General features: G+C 66.8%; 2 protein-coding genes. Both read right to left on the reverse strand.

Going from position 1 to position 18162, the window contains the following annotated elements; translation table 11 throughout:
* Positions 1 to 11401: non-ribosomal peptide synthetase (locus tag OO306_RS13595; RefSeq protein WP_265969019.1), on the reverse strand; the 11401-nt coding region annotated here is incomplete at its 3' end.
* Positions 11402 to 11610: 209 nt separating this feature from the next.
* Positions 11611 to 17979, reverse strand: coding sequence for a non-ribosomal peptide synthetase (locus OO306_RS13600; RefSeq protein ID WP_265969021.1), 6369 nt, complete (start codon positions 17977 to 17979; stop codon positions 11611 to 11613).
* Positions 17980 to 18162 lie beyond the last annotated feature (183 nt).

Below are 18162 nucleotides of genomic sequence, written 5' to 3' on the forward strand. Positions count from 1 at the left end.
TGTCACTCAGCATATGTCGCACGCGCTCCGCTGGGTAATCGGGGTCAACCGGCACATACGCGCCGCCTGCCTTAAGAATGGCCAGCAAGCCAACCACCATCGACAGCCCACGTTCGACGCAGATCGCTACCCGATCATCGGGTTTAACACCCAGACCGATCAGGTGATGCGCCAGCCGGTTGGCTTGCTCATTCAGCTCGCGATAGCTCAGCGCCCCCTCTTCGGCCGTAACCGCCAACGCATCCGGCGTACGCAACACCTGCACCTCGATCATCCCGTGCAGGGTCTGCTCGAGGTCATAGCCCACCGCCGTATCGTTGAAGCCCAGCAGCACACGCTCACGCTCCTGCGCTTCCAGCACCGGCAAGCGCTGCACCGGCAGTTCCGGTGTCCGCTCCAGCGCCTCGACCATGGCCTCCAGCACCTGGTTCATCTGCCCACAGATACGCGCCGCGCCTACGTCGGCCGGGGTCATGGCAACCAGGCGGAAGCCCTCCCCCAGGTCATCCACGTTCAGGCTCAACGGGTAGTTGGTGCGCTCCTGGCCTTCGAGTACGTCGATGCCTTGCCACGCCTGCCGCTGTTCGGCGCTGGCTTCTGCGCCATGGCGGTAGTTGAGCATGGCGCTGAACAACGGCAACGGTGTAGCCACAGCGCTGCAGCGCTGGGCCAACGCCAAGGACGCGTGTTCGTGCGCCAGCAGTGCACTGAGGCGCTGATGCACGGCCTGCGCCCCTTCGCGCAGGCTCACCTCGCCCAGGTCGACCCGCAGCGGCAAGGTATTGATGAACATGCCGAGCGCCCGCTCGGCGCCCTCACCGCCTTGCAGGCGCCCCAGCAACACAGTGCCGAACACCACGCGGTCCTTGCCGCTGGCAGCGGCCAACAGGCGCGCCCAAGCCAGGTGGAACAGGCTGGCGACACTGATGCCCAGGTGCCGTGCCTGGCGCCGCAGCCCTGCGGCCAGCTCGGCCGACAGCGCCAGCTTGGCTTCTTGCATGCCAAGGCCATCGCCTTGCACATCGCTTAGGCCGAACGGCAACGTCGGCTCGTCGACATCCGCCAACTGCTCGCGGAAGAACGCCTCATGTTCGTCCTGGCTGACACCCAGGCGCGCCTGGGCCACGTAGTTGCGATACGGCACGGGGGTTTGGACTGGCGGCGTGCCCTGCAGGAAGCCAATCAACTCCTCACCGACCACCTCCAGGGCGGTGTGGTCGAGGACGATGTGGTGGAACTGCAAGGTGGCTTCGATGCACCCGCTGCCCGGTGCCTGGCGATGAAGCAGACGAATCAGCGGCGCTTGGCTCAAGTCCAGGCCAACGGTAGCCGCATCGTCGTCGCGCAGGACCTGCAGCGGTGCGTGACGCCAGACCACCTGCACAGCCTGCGGCAGGCCGTCCCATAGCACAGCTGTGCGCAGCACGTCGTGGCGGGCGATGACCTGGTCCAGCGCGCTGGCGAAGGCTTGCAGGCGTTCGCCGTTGTCAAAACGCAGCCGGGAATACAGCACATAGGGATCGTGCTCGGCGCTCAGGTGATGGTAAAGGATACCTTCCTGCAGCGGGGCCAGCGGGTAGATGTCCTGCACATTGGCCGCACCGCCCGGCACGCGCGCGACGATGTGATCGATCGCGGGTTGGTCGAGGTCGATTAGGCTCAGCAGGCCCGGGGTGATATGAGTACAACCGGCAGGGATGCGGTTTTCAGGTACCAGCACTTGCTGGTTGCGACCCAAGGTCTCGGCCAGGGCCGCGACGGTAGGCTGGCCGAACAGGGTCCGTACATCGACTTGCAGCCCTTCCAGGCGCAGCCGCGCAGTCAGGCTTACCGCCAGCAGCGAGTGGCCACCCAGCTCGAAGAAGTTGTCGTGACGGCCCACGTGCTCGACGCCCAGCAGTTGCGCCCACAGTTGGGCCAGCAGGGTTTCGGTCTGCCCCTGCGGCGCCTGGTAGGGGCGTTCATGCAGGGCGGCATCCGGTGCGGGCAGCGCTTTACGGTCGAGCTTGCCATTGGGCGTCAACGGCAGCTGGTCGAGGTGGATGTACTGTGCCGGCAGCATGTATTCCGGCAGGTCGTGCAGCAGCGCCTGACGCAGGCTGTCCGCCACGGGCGGCTCACCGGTGAGGTAGGCGACCAGGCGCGGCCCACTGGCCGGGGCATCGTAAGCCAGTACCACGGCCTCGCGCACACCGGGCACACGCACCAGGCAGGCTTCGATCTCGCCCGGCTCGATGCGCAGGCCGCGGATTTTGACCTGGTGGTCGTTACGGCCAAGGAAGACCAGGTTGCCATCCTCGCGCTGGCGCACCAGGTCACCGCTGCGGTACAGGCGATCACCGTCAACGAAGGGGCTGGCGATGAAGCGTTCGGCCTGCTGTTCGGGCAAACCCAGGTAACCCCGCGCTACGCCCGCGCCGCCGATATGCAGGTGGCCGACCACGCCCCACGGCACGGGTTGGTCGTAGTGGTCGAGTACATACAGCCGGGTATTGTCGATGGCGGTACCAATCGGCAACGCCCCGTGCGGCAGATCCGCGCCCGGTTCCAGCGTCCAGGCGCTGCAATCGACGGTGGTCTCGGTCGGGCCATACACGTTGTGCAGGCGCACACCCGGCAGACGCTCGCGTACCTGGGCGGCCAGCGCCTGGGTCAACTCACCGCCACCGCAGACGATATCGCTGAGGCTGGTGCAGCGAGCGCTCGCAGATGCTTCAAGGAACTGCTGCAGCAACGCCGGCACGAATTGCACCACGCTGACCTGCTGCGCCTCAATCAATTGCGCGAGGTAGTGCGGGTCACGCTGGCCGTGCGGGCGCGCCAGTACCAGGCGTAGGCCGCTGCACAACGGCCAGAACAGTTCCCACACCGAGGCATCGAAGCTGACCGGGGTCTTGTGCAGCACAGCGCCTGGGCCAGGCACCTGGCAAAGGCGCTGGCTCCAGCGCACCAGGTTGACCACGTTGCGGTGATCGACCATCACCCCCTTGGGTTGGCCTGTGGAGCCGGAGGTATAGATCACGTACGCCAGGTGGCTCGCGTTCAGCGCGGCTACGCGAGGGTTGCTGATCGGCTGGGCTTCCCAGCAAGGCTGATCGAGGTCGATCAACTGCACCGGGGTGCCGTGTAGGACCTCACGGGTAGCGCTGTGCATCAGCACGGCCAGCGGCGCACTGTCGCTCAGCATGTGGCGGATTCGTTCAGCCGGATAACCCGGGTCGACTGGTACATAGGCACCGCCTGCCTTGAGGATGGCCAGCAACCCGACCACCATCGAAAGCCCGCGCTCGACGCAGATCGCTACACGATCATCCGGTTTGACGCCCAAGCCGATCAAATGATGGGCAAGCCGATTGGCTTGCTCATCGAGCTGGCGATAGCTCAGCTCGCCTTCCTCGGCGACCAGTGCAATGGCAGTGGGCGTGCGCCGTACCTGGGCCTCGAACAGCCCGTGCAGCGGTTGCGCCACGTCGTGAGGCGTTTGCGGGGCATTGGCCAGCAGTCGCCGGCGCTCATCAGGCGTCAGTACCGCTAACTGCTGCACTGGCGTGTCAGGCGCGTGCTCAAGTGCATCCAGCAACCCGTGCAGCACCTGCAGCAGTTGGTCGCAGACACGCTGCGCGCCCACCTGAGCGCTGACCTGGGCCGTCAGCCGCAGGCCATCGCCCAGGTCGTCCACGTTGACACTTAGCGGGTAGTTACCGTGGCCGCCGCTGGGCAGTGCCTGGATGCCTTCCAGGGCTTCGCGTTGCGCTTGCTGCTCGGGCTGGCTGGCGCCATGCCGGTAGTTGAGCATGGCGCTGAACAACGGCGTCGGCGCAGCCACGCCGCTGCAACGCTGGGCCAAGGCCAACGAAGAGTGCTCGTGCACCAGCAACGCACTCAGCCGCTGGTGGGCCAGGCGCACCCCTGCACGCACGCCTAGCCCTTGCAGGTCCAGGCGCAGTGGCAAGGTATTGATGAACATGCCCAGGCCCCGATCAGCGCCGGCACCCCCTTGCAGGCGGCCCAACAGCACGGTGCCGAATACCACGCGGTCGTTGCCACTGGTGGCGGCCACCAGCCGCGCCCAGGCCAGGTGCAGCACGCTGGCGGCGCTCACGCCCAACTGCTGGGCATGGCTGCGCAGGCGCCGGTATTGCTCAGGGGCCAGTTGCACCGTGGCCAACTCGAAGGCGCTGGCCTGGCCCTGCAGGTCGGCCAGGCCATAGGGCAAGGTCGGTTCGCCGATGTCGGCCAGTTCGGCGCGGAAGAACGCTTCGTGCTCGGCCTCGCTGATGGCCAGGCGCGCCTGGGCCACGTAGTTGCGGTACGGCACGGCCGGTTGGCTGGGCTGCTGGCCGCGCAGGTGATCGCGGATTTCTTCCAGCACCACCTTCATGGCCGTGTGGTCCAGGGCGATGTGGTGGAACTGCAGGGTGGCTTCGAGGACTTCGGTGCCTGGCTGTGGGGTCTGCAGCAGGCGGATCAGTGGGGCTTGGCTCAGATCGAGAGGCCCGGTGGCTTCGCTGCTATTGACCAGCACCGAGCCTGGCACCCTGCGCCATACCACCTGCACCGGCTGCACCAGGCCGTCCCAGAGCACGGCGGTACGCAGGATATCGTGGCGCGCGATGACCTTGTCCAAGGCCTGGGCGAAGGCCAGCAGGCGGGCTTGGCTGTCGAATGCGACGCGCCACTGCAGCAGGTACGGGTCTTCGTCTGCGGCACTCAGGTGATGGTAGAGAATGCCCTCCTGCAGCGGTGCCAACGGGTAGATGTCCTGCACGTTGGCAGCACCACCTGGCACCGTGGCGACGATGCGCTCGAGGGTACTGGCGTCCAACGTCAGCAAAGGCAGCATGGCGGGGGTGATGTGGGTGCAGCCCGCTGGAATACGGTTCTCGGGCACGCTGACCTGGCGACCTTTGCCCAGCGCGGCAGCCAGTGCAGCCACGGTGGGCTGGCCGAACAGCACCCGCACGTCGGTCTGCAGGCCCTGTTGGCGCAAGCGTTCGATCAGGGTCACAGCCAGCAGCGAGTGGCCGCCCAGCTCGAAGAAGTTGTCGTGCCGCCCTACCCGTTCCACGCCCAGCACGTCGGCCCAGACACTGGCCATGGCCGCTTCGGTCTCGCTGGCAGGGGCTTCATAGCCCTGGCTGATCAGTTGGGCCGCGTCCGGCTCAGGCAGGGCCCGGCGGTCCAGCTTGCCATGGCGGGTCAACGGCCATTGGTCCAGGCGGATGAACGCCTGCGGCACCATGTGCCCCGGCAAGCTGGCCTGCAGCGCGTGACGCAGAGCCTCGACCGCCACCGGCACCTGTTCGGTGAACCAGGCCACCAGGCGCTCGCCGCGCACCAATACCACGGCATCGGCAATACCGGCCTGGGCCGTCAGCGCCGCCTCGATTTCACCCAACTCCACGCGCACGCCGCGGATCTTCACCTGGTCGTCATTGCGGCCGAGGTAGTCCAGCGTGCCATCGGCGTTCCAGCGCACCAGGTCGCCACTGCGGTACATGCGCGCGCCGGGCTTGCGGCTGAACGGGTCGGCGAGGAAGCGCTCTTCGGTCAGTTCAGGGCGATTGAAATAGCCCCGCGCTACCTGCGCGCCGCCGATGTACAGCTCGCCCACGACGCCCACGGGCACCGCTTGGCGATGGGCATCGAGCACATAGACGCGGGTATTGGCGATGGGCTTGCCAATGTGCAACGCCGCGCCCGGCAAGACCTGGCCAGAGGTAGCGACCACCGTGGTCTCGGTCGGCCCATAGTTGTTGACCAAGGCGAAGCCTGGATCGCGGTCGAACTGTCGCAGACGGTCGCCACCGATCAGCAAGGTGCGCAAGGTGGGGTGTTGCCGTTCGCGGCGCAGCGCCTGTTCGGCCACCGGCGTGGGCAAGAAACTGACCGCCAGCGGCTGCTCGAGCCACCAGTCGAGCAGTTCATCCACATGTTCATTGCCGATGTGCGCAGGTGGCAGGTGCAGCGTGGCACCGGCACACAGCGCCGGCCATACTTCCCAGGCCATGGCGTCGAAGCCAAAGCCTGCGACGCTCGAGGTACGCACACCGGCCTCCAGCGCGAAGGCCTGGCAGTGCCAGTGTACCAGGTTGGCCAGGGTGTGGTGTTCGATCATCACGCCCTTGGGCTGGCCAGTGGAGCCGGAGGTGTAGACCAGGTAGGCCAAGTGGTGCGCATCCAGCCCAGGTACGTGCGGGTTGCTGTCCAGGGCATCATCGGCGGCGGCCTGGTCGAGGTTCAGGCGGGGTATGTCAGCAGGCAGGCCGGCAATGCCCGTTTCGCTCAGCACCAGGGCGGGCACGCTGTCGGCCAGCAGGTAGGCTATGCGTTCGGCAGGATAGCCCGGGTCGACCGGCACATAGGCAGCGCCGGCCTTGAGCACGGCCAGCAGGCCGATTACTCGCTCGGCGCTGCGGCCCACGCACAATGCCACGCGGTCACCGACGCGCACGCCGCGTGCGATCAGCTGATGCGCCAGGCGGTTGGCCCGCAGGTTCAGGTCACCATAGCTGAGTGCCTGGCCATCCTGGCTCACGGCCGTGGCATCCGGGGTCTCGGCTGCTCGGGCTTCCACCAGCGCGTGCACCGTCAGCCCTTGCGGGTAGTGCTGTGCGGTGGCGTTGAAACTGCCCAGCAGCTGTTGGCGCGCTTCGTCGCTCAGGATCGACAAGCTGTCGACCCGCGCCTCCTGCCCTTGCTGCAATGCTTGCAGCAGCTGGGTGACGGCATTGACCATCCAGGCGGCGACCCGCGCCGCACCAATCCCTGCGATAGCCAGCACACTGAAGGTGAAACCTTCACCCAGGTCATTGACGCTGAGGGTCAGCGGGTAGTTGCTGCGCTCCTCGCCACCGAGCAGGCGCACACCCTCCCAGATTGCCTCGCCGGTGGCCGCGTCGGCGCTGTGCCGATAGTTGAGCAAGGCACTGAACAACGGCGCGGACGCGGCCACGCCACTGCAGCGCTGGGCCAAGGCCAGCGGCGCGTGCTCATGGCCCAGCAAGGCCGAGAGGTTGCGGTGGGTGGCGCGCACGGCGGCACGCACGGCCAGCGTGGTGTCCACCCGCAGCGGCAGGGTGTTGATGAACATCCCCAATGCCCGGTCAGCGCCCTCGCCGCCCTGCAGGCGGCCCATCAGTACCGTGCCAAACACCACATCATCGCGGTTGGCCAGCACGCCCAGTACGCGCGCCCAGGCCAGGTGCATGAGGCTGGCGGCACTGACGCCCAATTGCCGCGCCTGGGTGCGCAAACCGTTGGCAACTTCGCCGTCCAGTGCCTGGAACGCCGTTTCGATGCCGCGGCCATCGCCCTGCACATCGGCATAGCCCAGTGGCAAGGTCGGTTCTTCGACATCCGCCAGCATCTCGCGGAAGAACGCCTCGTGGCCCGCCTGGTCACCCAGGCGAGCCTGGGCCACGTAATTGCGGTATGGCACCGCTGCCGGCAGTGTGTGCCCCTGGCCGAACAGCAAGGCGCGCATCTCGCGGGCGACCACGTCCATGGCCGTGTGGTCGAGGGTCAGGTGATGGAACAGCAGAATTGCCACCACCTGCTGGTTGGCGGGGTCCAGGCTGTAATACAGGCGGGTCAATGGCGCCTGGGTCAGGTCCAACCGGTGGTGCCGCGCATCGAACCGGGCATGCAACTGTTCGACCCGCGCCAGGCCATCGTCATCGGCCAGGTCGTCGATTTCGCTGACCACCAACTCAGCCTTGCGCCAAACCACCTGCAGCGGCTGCGCCAGCCCTTGCCAAAGCACGGCGGTGCGCAGGATATCGTGGCGATCGATGACCTGTTGCAGCGCACCGGCCCAGGCCAGCAAGCGCTCGACACTGTCGAAGGCCAGACGGGTCTGCAGCAGGTAGGGGTCGCCCTGCTCGGCGCTCAGGTGGTGGTAGAGAATGCCTTCCTGCAGCGGGGCCAGCGGGTAGATTTCCTGCACATTGGCGGCGCCACCCGGCACCGTTGCGACGATGTCATCGATTGCTGCCTGGTCCAGGTCGATCAGGCTGAGCATGCTCGGCGTGATGCGTTGGGCCTGCGCGGGCACCCGGTTGGCCGGCACCTTCACTTCGTGGCCGATGCCCGCCGCGCCGGCTAGGGCAGCCAGGGTCGGTTGGGCGAACAGCACCCGCACATCGATCAGCAGGCCAGCCTTGCGCAAGCGCTCGACCAACGTCACCGCCAGCAGCGAGTGGCCGCCCAGTTCGAAGAAGTTGTCATGGCGCCCTACCCGCTGCACACCCAGCACATCGGCCCAGATCGCCGCCATCGTCGCTTCGGTTTCGCCGGCGGGCGCTTCGTAGGCCTGACCGAACAACTGCGAGGTCTCTGGGTCAGGCAGCGCACGGCGGTCGAGTTTGCCATGGCTGGTCAGCGGCAGCTCATCGAGGCGCACGAACGCCAGCGGCACCATGTGCGCCGGCAAGCGGGCCTGCAGGGCCTGGCGCAAGGCGTCGAGGGCGACAGGGGCGGTCTCGGTGAACCAGGCCAGCAAACGCTCGCCCCGCACCAGCACCACGGCGGCGTCGATACCCGGCTGCGCCGCGAGGGTGGCCTCGATTTCACCCAGCTCAACCCGCACACCGCGGATCTTCACCTGGTCGTCGTTGCGGCCGAGGTAGTCGAGGGTGCCGTCGGCATTCCAGCGCACCCGATCACCGCTGCGGTACATGCGTGCGTTGGGCTGCTCGCTGAACGGGTCGACAAGAAAAGCCTGTTCGGTCAACGCCGGGCGATTGAAGTAGCCCCGCGCCACTTGCGCGCCGCCGATGAACAGCTCACCCGCGACGCCAACCGGGACTGGCTGCAAGCCTTCGTCCAGTACATAGACGCGGGTATTGGCGATGGGCCGGCCGATGTGCAGTGCGCCGTTGGGCAAGACCTGCCCAGAGGTGGCGACCACGGTGGTTTCGGTTGGCCCGTAGTTGTTGATCAGGGCAAAGCCTGGCGCTCGCTCGAACTGGCGCAGGCGGTCCCCGCCCACCAGCAAGGTGCGCAGGGTCGGGTGCTGGTGTTCCCGGCGCAGGGCCTGCTCCGCTACCGGGGTGGGCAGGAAGCTGACCTTCAGTGGCTGCAACAGCCACCAGTCGAGCAACTCATCGACATGCTCGTTGGCGATGTGCGCGGGTGGCAGGTGCAGCGTGGCCCCGGCGCACAAGGCTGGCCAGACCTCCCAGGCCATGGCGTCAAACCCGAAACCGGCCACGCTTGACGTGTGCGCATCGGCGTCCAGCGCAAAGGCCTGGCAGTGCCAATGCACCAGGTTGGCGAGCGTGTGGTGCTCGATCATCACCCCCTTGGGCTGGCCGGTGGAGCCGGAGGTGTAGACCACATAGGCCAGTTGCTGCGAGTCCAGCCCAGGTCGCTGTGGGTTGCTGTCGTGCGCAGTACAGGTGCTGATGTGGTCCAGGTCCAGGCGCGGCACCTGGGCCGGCAGCCCATTTACCGCAGTCTCGCTCACGACCAATGCCGGGGCACTGTCAGCCAGCAGGTAGGCAATGCGCTCTGCTGGGTACGCCGGGTCCACCGGCACATAGGCCGCGCCCGCTTTAAGCACTGCCAGCAACGCAACCACGCGCCCACTGTTGCGCGGCAGGCACAGGGCCACGCGGTCCCCCACCTGAACGCCGCGTTCGATCAGTTGGTGAGCCAGTTGGTTGGCACGGCGGTTGAGTTCGTCGTAACGCAGCGCCTGGCCATCCTGCAACAGCGCAACCGCTGCTGGCGCGGTGGCGGCACGGGCCTCGACCATGGCGTGTACGGTCTGCCCCTGCGGGTAAAGCTGAGCGGTGTGGTTGAACTGGTGCAGCACCTGATCACGCTCGGCAGGCGGCAATACCTGCAACCCTTGCAGCGCTGACGCGGGGCTGTGTTCCAGTGCGTCGACCAGGCTTGCCAATACCTGTTCGAACTGCGCGCACAGGCGTGACGCGCTCCACGCCGGCAGGCTCTGTACGGTCAGGCGCAGCGCGTCGCCGAGGTCGTCGACGCTGACAGTCAGCGGGTAATCGGTGCGCTCCTCGGCGCCGACGATATCGATGCCAGCAGCCACCGGGATGATCTCGGCGGCATCACCGACGTCACTGTGCCGGTAGTTGAGCAGACTATTGAACAGCGGCGCTGGCGCGGCCACACCGCTGCAGCGCTGGGCCAGGGCCAGCGACGCCTGTTCGTGGCCGAGCAAGGCGCTGAGCCGTCGATGGGTGGCCAGCAGGGCGTCACGCACGCTGGTTGGGCCCAGGTCGATGCGCAACGGCAGGCTGTTGATGAACATCCCCAGCGCCTGCTCGCTACCGTCGCCGGTGGTCATGCGGCCCAGCAGCACGCTGCCGAACACCACCTGCTGGCGGCCCGACAGTTGCCCGATCAACCGGCCAAAGCCCAGGTGCAACACGCTTGCCGGGCTCACGCCGAGTTGCCGGGCCTGGCTGCGCAGGCGCTGGCTGAGCGTAGGCGGCAGGGTCAGGCGTGCTTGCTCCAGTTGCACATCACCTTTGTCCTGCAGGCCGAAGGCAAGCGTGGGCTCATCGATGTCGCCCAGCATCTCGCGGAAGAAGCGCTCATGGGCGTCCTCATCCAGTGCCTGGCGAGCGGCGGCCAGCACATTGCGAAACGGCATGGGGGCCGCCAGTCGGTCGGACTGGCCGGCGATGTGCGCCTGGATTTCACGGCGCACGATATCCAAGGCGGTATGGTCCATCACCACGTGGTGGAACATCAGCAGCGCCACCCACGTAGTGCCCTCGCCTTGCGCGTGCATCAGTTGCATCAGCGGTGCCTGGCGCAGGTCGAGACGATACTGGCGCGGGTCGAAGCGCGCGCACAGCTCGGCAAGGGCTGTGCTGCCAGCGACTGGCACGGCTTCGCGGACCAGCGTCGCTTCTTGCCAGACCACCTGCACCGGTTGGTCGAGGTATTCCCAGTGCAGTGCGGTGCGCAGGATGTCATGGCGTTGGATCACCCACTGCAGCGCCTCGGCGAAGGCTTCCAGGTGGGTTTTGCTGGCGAAGCGCAGTTGCACCTGCGACAGGTACGGGTCGCCCTCGGTGGCGGACAGGTGGTGGTACAGCATGCCCTGCTGCAGCGGGGCCAACGGGTAGATGTCCTGAACGTTGGCTGCGCCGCCCGGCACGCTGGCGACGATGCGGTCGATGGCTTCCTGGTCCAGCGTGACCAGCGGCAGCATGTCGGGGGTGATCCGGAAGGCCGGGCTGAGCCAGTCGTCATCGCGTTCGGCGAGCATCTCCAGCAACGCCGGCTTGTGCCGTGACAACGCCTCCCACAAGCTGTCGTCCAGGGTATCGTCATCGCCGAGGACGATCAGGTCCTGGTCTTCACGCTGGAGTCGGATCGCACGGGTGGAAAGAGCAGCCATCAGTTCGCTGAAGTGCATCGGTAAGCATCCTGCTTTGCCTGGAATGGGAATCGTGGACACGCTAAAGGATCGTGACCGGTCGGTCTGACATGGGAAGCGGGGACAATTTCGGATAGCGCCATCGCCGGCAAGCGGGCTCCCACAGGTATCTGCGCAGGCTCAGACCTTGTGAGGCCCCTGTAGGAGCTGGCTTGCCGGCGATGGGCCGCAACGCGGCCCCGGCGATCTTAGATGCGCCTGCGTTTACCCAGGCTGGGAATGGTGGTCTGCGGTATCACCACCTCGACCTGCTCGAGGCGGGTGCTGGCGGCCAGCGCAGCCAGGGTCGGCTGGCTGAACAAGGTGCGGGCATCCACATGCAACCCGGCCTGGCGCATGCGTGCCACCAGGCTGACCGCCAGCAGCGAGTGGCCGCCCAGTTCGAAGAAGTTGTCGTCACGCCCAACCTGCTCGATCTTCAGCACATCGGTCCAGATCTCGGCCAGCGCGGTTTCCAGCTCGCCACGCGGGGCATGGTACTGGCGGCTGATCACCGACTCGGCCCCGGGCGCTGGCAAGGCCTGGCGGTCGACCTTGCCGTTGTTGCTCAACGGCAGCTCGGCCAGGGCCACGAACGCCTGCGGCACCATGTAATCGGGCATGCGCGCCAGCACGTGGCTGCGCAGCACCTCAAGCGCGGGTGCGCTGCTGCCCTCGCGGCAGGTGAAGTAGGCAACCAGGCGCTCTTCGCGCATCAGCACCACGGCCTGCCCGATGGCCGGGTGCGCCGTCAGCGACGCTTCGATTTCCCCCAGCTCGACCCGCAACCCACGCAGCTTGACCTGGAAATCGTTGCGGCCGACAAAGTCCAGCTCACCGTCCAGGCGGTACCGCACCAAGTCCCCCGTGCGATACAGGCGGTCGCCCTCGACGAACGGGCTGGCGATGAAGCGCTCAGCCTGCAATGCCGGCAACCCGAGGTAGCCGCGGGCCACGCCGACGCCGCCAATGTGCAACTGGCCCACCGCGCCGAGTGGCACCGGGCGGTCATGCGCATCGAGCACATACAGGCGGGTATTGGCGATCGGCCGGCCGATCGGCGGCGCGATCAACGGCAGCGGTTCGTGCGGCTGCAGGGTCCAGGCGGTGCTGTCTACCGTCGCTTCGGTCGGGCCATAGACGTTGTGCAGGCGCACCGTGGGCAGACATTCGCGCAGGCGTTGTACCAGCGCCAATGTCAGTTCACCGCCGCCGCAGAAGATGTCCGTCAGGCTAGTGCAACGCTCAACCCCCGGCTCTTCCAGAAACTGATGCAGCAGCGCCGGGACGAATTTGATCGTGGTCACCTGCCTGGCCTGCACCAACTGCACCAGGTACGCCGGGTCGCGGTGCCCGTCAGGGCGCGCCAGGACCAGGCGCAAACCGGCGGTCAGCGGCCAGAACAGCTCCCAGACCGAACCGTCGAAGGTGAACGGCGCCCGTTGCAGCAAGGCATCGCCCGGGCGTGGCGGGCAGATGCGCGAACCCCAGTGCATCAGGTTGCACAGGCCACGGTGCTCGACCATCACCCCCTTCGGGGTGCCGGTGGAGCCCGAGGTGTACATCACATAGGCCAACTGCCTCGGGCCCAGGCCCGGCACTTGCGGGTCGGCTGCCGAGCAGGCGTGCCAATCGCCACGGTCAAGGTCAAGCACAGGGCCTGGCATTTGCTCGAACAGGCCCAGGGTAGCGCCGTGCACCAGCACCACCGACGGCGTGCTGTCTTCCAGCATGAAGCGCAGCCGCTCGGCCGGGTAAGCGGGGTCGAGTGGCACGTAGGCGCCGCCGGCCTTGAGCACGCCCAGCAAGGCGACCATCAGTGCAACGCCACGTTCGACACAAACCGCTACCCGCGCGTCGGGCTTAACACCCAGGGCGATCAGGTGGTGGGCCAGGCGGTTGGCCTGGGCGTTGAGGGCCTGGTAATCGAGGCAGCCGTCCTCAGCCTGCAGGGCGATGGCATGGGGTGTACGCCGCACCTGGGCCTGGAACAGCGCCGGCAAGGTCTGCCTGACCGGGCTTTGCGGGTCTTCGGTGGCGTTGAAACCCTGCAGCAAGCGGTGCAGCTCGCCGTCTGGCACCGCGCACAGTGCATCCAAGCGCGTGCTGCGGCGCTCGGCCAGGGCATTACCCAGTTGGCGCAAGGTGGTCAACAGGTAGTTCAGCACCCGCTGCGCGCCAATCGCACGCGGCGCGCGCAGGGCGAGCTGTAGCCCGTCGGCATGGTCGTCCACCGTGAGGACCAGGCCATGGCTGTGTACTTCACTGGCTTCGGCCAGCTCTACGCCCGGCAATACCTGACCGAGCATTACTGCCCCTTGGCGGTAGTTGATCAGGCTGTTGAACAGCGGCGTGCCAGCGGGCAAGCCACTGCACTGCTGGGCGAGGATCAGCGGCGCATCTTCATGGCCAAGCAAGGCGGCCAGCCGCGCGTGGGTCTCGCTCAGCGCCTGGTCGACCGAGCGATTCGCCAGGCCTACCCGCAAGGGCACGCTGTTGATGAACATGCCCAGGGCACGATCAGCGCCGTTGCCAGCCATGCTGCGGCCCAGCAACACGGTGCCCAGGGTGACCTCATCACGCCCTCCGAGGGCGCCAAGCACCTGGGCCCAGGCCAGGTGCAGCAGGCTGGCCAGGCTCGCGCCATGGTGCCGGGCCTGAGCGCGCAACTGGCCTGCCAGCGGCGCATCGATCACCTGGCTGTGGCTGTGCAGGTCACCCTCGTCGACCGGCTCGCCACCCAGCCCGGCAATCGGCGCTGGTGGTTCGATGCCAGCCAGTTGCTCGCGGAGGAAGGCTTCGTGCCGGGCCTGGCGCTCGGGGGCAGCGCTTAGCGCCACGTAGTCACGATACGGCACAGGTGCCGGCAACGGCTCGCCGCGCCCAGCCATGAAGGCGTCCAGCTCGCCCAACAGCACCTGCAGCGAAACGGCATCGTTGACCAAGTGGTGGAAGCGCAGCAAGCCCAACCAACGCCCGTGCTGGGCATCCTCGGCGCAGGCCAGCGCCATCATCGGTGCCTGGCGCAGGTCCAAGGGCCGTTGCTGGGGGGCGAACTGGCTGCGCATTTGCCCGGCAATGTTGCCTGCGTGTGCCTCCCCCACCCAGTTGTCGACCGTCAGAAGGGCCTGGCGCCAGACCACCTGCTGGGGCTGTTCAAGCCCCTCCCAGGCCAGGCTGGTGCGCAAGATGTCGTGACGGTCTATCACCTGCTGCAACGCTTCGGTGAAGGCCTCTAACTGCATGCGGCTGGCAAAGGTAAACAAAGCCTGCTGCTGGTACGGGTCGCGAGCATCGGTGACGTGGTGGTAAAGCAGGCCTTGTTGCAGGGGCGCCAGCGGATAAATTTCCTGCACGTTGCCTGCGCCGCCCGGCACCGTGGCAACGATGCGGTCGATATCAACCTGCGAGAGGTCGCTGAGGGTGAGCATGCCCGGCGTGATGTGCTGGCACCCTAGCGGAACCCGGTTGGCCGGCACGCGCGCGGCTTCGCCGACCACTACGCTGGCCGCAAGACTGGCCAGGGTCGATTGGCCGAACAGTACCTGTACATCGGCTTGCAGGCCCTGCTGGCGCATGCGCTCGATCAGTTGCACGGCCAGCAGCGAGTGGCCGCCCAGCTCGAAGAAGTGGTCCTGGCGCCCTACCCGCTCGACCTGCAGCAATTCGGCCCACAGCAAGGCCAGGCGTTGCTCGACGTCGCCGATCGGCGCCTCGTGCTCGCGACGCACCTTGGCGGCTTCGTCCGCTGTCGGCAAGGCACGGCGGTCGAGTTTGCCATTGGCAGTCAATGGCCAACTGGCCAAGTTGACATAGGCCACCGGCAACAAAGCGACTGGCAGGCGTTCGCGCAAGTGGTCATGCAGCGCCCTGGGCTCCACCGCCGCCTCGCCAATGAACCAAGCCTGCAACTGGCCTTCGCGCAGCATCACCACACACTCGCGCACCGCCGCATGGCTGGCCAGGGCAGCTTCGATTTCGGCCAGTTCAACCCGCACACCGCGGATTTTCACCTGGTCGTCATTGCGCCCGAGGTACTCCAGCGTGCCATCGGGCAGCCAGCGCACCAGGTCGCCCGTGCGGTACATGCGTGCCCCTGGCAGCGCACTGAACGGGTCGTCGAGAAAACGCTCGGCGGTCATCTGCGGCCGGTTGAGGTAACCCCGGGCCACCCCCTTGCCGCCCACATACAATTCGCCTGGGGCGCCGATCGGCAGCAGGCGGCACTGCTCATCGAGGACGTACACCTGGGTGTTGGCCACCGGGCGGCCGATATGCAGCGGGCCGCCGGCGTTTACTTCGCCCGACGTCGCCACCACCGTGGCTTCGGTGGGGCCATAGTTGTTGATGACCCGGTAGCGCCGCTCGCGGGCCAGGCGCCGCAGGCGGTCGCCGCCAATCAGCAGGGTCTGCAAGGTCGGGTGCAGCTCGCCCTGGGCGAAGGCATGCTCAGCCACCGGGGTGGGCAGAAAGCTGACATCCAGCGGCTGGGCGCGCCACCAACTGAGCAAGGCGTCGATGTCTTCAGCACCGTCACGCACCGGTGCCAGGTGCAAAGTAGCGCCACTGCACAGCGCGGGCCACACCTCCCAAGCCATGGCGTCAAAGCCGAAGCCGGCCAGGCTCGACTGGTGGCGCCCGGGGCCCAAGTTGAAGGCACTGCAGTGCCAGTCGACCAGGTTGGCCAGCATGTGGTGCTCGACCATCACGCCCTTTGGCTGGCCGGTGGAGCCAGAGGTGTAGATGACATAGGCCAGGTCGCTCGCTTGCGGCTGCACAGGCGCTGGCATTGCGGCGGTTGCCGTGTTCCAGTTCCAGCGGTCCAACACGATCTGTGGCAGGCCATGGGGCGGAAGGCGGCCGAGCAGCCGCGACTGGGTCAGCACCACGGCTGGCGCGCTGTCTTGCAGCAGATAGGCCAGGCGCTCCTGCGGGTGGGCCGGGTCGATCGGCACGTAAGCGGCCCCGGCCTTGAGCACAGCCAGCAGGCCGACCAAGGTGTCCAGGCCGCGCTGGGCGACCACCGCTACCCGTTGGTCAGGCTTGGCGCCAAGGGCTGCCAGGTGCCGGGCCAGCGCGTCGGCACGCCGGTCGAGTTCGCCATAGCTCAGGCGCTGGCCGTCGTGCAGCGCCGCCACGGCGTGTGGCGTGGCGTTGGCCTGGGCTTGGATACGACGATGGATCAACGCCTCAGCCTGTTCAGGCGCTGCTTGCGCCATCGCATTCCACTGCCGCAGGCGGGCGTGCTCGCGGGCGGTCAGCAGGTCGAACGCCGCGATACTTTGTTCGGGCTGCTCCAGGCCTTGCTCCAGTACATGCAGCAAGCGCTCGGCCAACGCCGTAACGTCCTCTTCGCTGAACCAGGCGCGGTTGTGCACCAGGTGCAGGCACGCGCTGTCGCGTTGGCTGTTGCAACGCAGGTGGATGCTCAGGGGCGTGGGCTCGTGGCCATTGCAGACCATCACCGTGTGGCCGGGCACGTCACCGAAGCGTAGGTCGTTGCCATCCTCCTCGAATGACACCATCAGCTCGAACAGTTGAGGCCGTTCTTCACGCAATGCGCCGAGGCTGCGGTTGAGTTCGCTGAGGGCGAAACGCTGATGGCGAAAATCTTGCTTGAGCGCATCGCGGATCCCTTGTACCAGCGCGCTAAACGAGCGTTCACGGCCAAAGTCCATACGCAGCGCGCTGACTTGGGTAAACAGCCCCAGGGTCGACTTGAACTGGGCGTTGCCACGGTTGCGCACCGGCAGGCCGACCACCCACTCGTCACGCTGCCAGGTACGTGCGCTGCACACATGCAACGCCGCCAGCAGCACATGGAAGGGCGAGGCCTGCAGCGTGGTGCCGAGGGCCCGCATACGTGCCAGCAAGCGGGTATCGAAGGGCTGTTCGAGTACCGCACTGGGCGGCGACACGTGCTGCGCATTGCGCTCGCGGGGTGCCAGCAAGGCATCGGGTAGCTGCTGGTACTTGGCCAGCCAGTAATCGCGGTCGCGGTCATGGCGTGGCGAACCCTGGTACTGGGCATCGTCCTCGATGAACGCGCGGTAAGACGGGGCGCTGTCTGGCAATGCCAGCCCTTGTTCAAGCAGGCGGTAGTGGTCGGCGATCTGCTTGAACCACTGGTCCACGCCCCAGCCATCGAGAATCAGGTGATGGGCCTGCACGGCAAACAGGTACCGCTGCTCGCCCAGGCGGATCAATGTCGCCCCCCACAATGGGCTGGCATCCAGGCGGTACGGTGTCTGCATCTGTGTTTGCAACAGGCCTTGGGCAGCGCCGAACGGGTCATCCGCGCTGCGGACATCTTGCTGCACCAGCTGCACATCGAGGGCCTCGGCAAAGTACTGGCGGGCTACCCCACCCTGGCCCGCGTGCGTCACCAGCACAGTGCGCAGGCCATCATGCTGGGCGACCAGGTGCGCCAGTGCCCGGTTTAGCCGCTCGGCATCCACCCCGCCGGCCAGTTCGACGTACGCGCCGATGTTGTACAGCGGCGAGTCGCCGTGGCTGATCTGGTCCAGCCAGATGTCGCGCTGGGCAACGGTCAGGGCAAAGGTTTGGGCGGCAGGCATGGTTCGTCAGGTCCTTCTGGTTGATCATCCGCGGATTCAAGCACCCTACCTTCAGGCTGTATGGCCCCCGAAACCCGGACACGCACCGGGCCTGTCGATGGCTGCTGAAAAACATGTAGGAGATTTGCCACAGCGGCTGCCCGGTTTGGCCTACGGAAGGGGCCATCGGTCGTGATCAGGCCT

The sequence above is a fragment of the Pseudomonas sp. DCB_AW genome, from assembly GCF_026240895.1.
In the GTDB taxonomy this organism is placed as follows: domain Bacteria; phylum Pseudomonadota; class Gammaproteobacteria; order Pseudomonadales; family Pseudomonadaceae; genus Aquipseudomonas; species Aquipseudomonas kermanshahensis.

Excerpts from the sequence above, each read along its gene's own strand:
- OO306_RS13600 (WP_265969021.1), bottom strand. The coding sequence starts at position 17,979 with ATGCCTGCCGCCCAAACCTTTGCCCTGACCGTTGCCCAGCGCGACATC.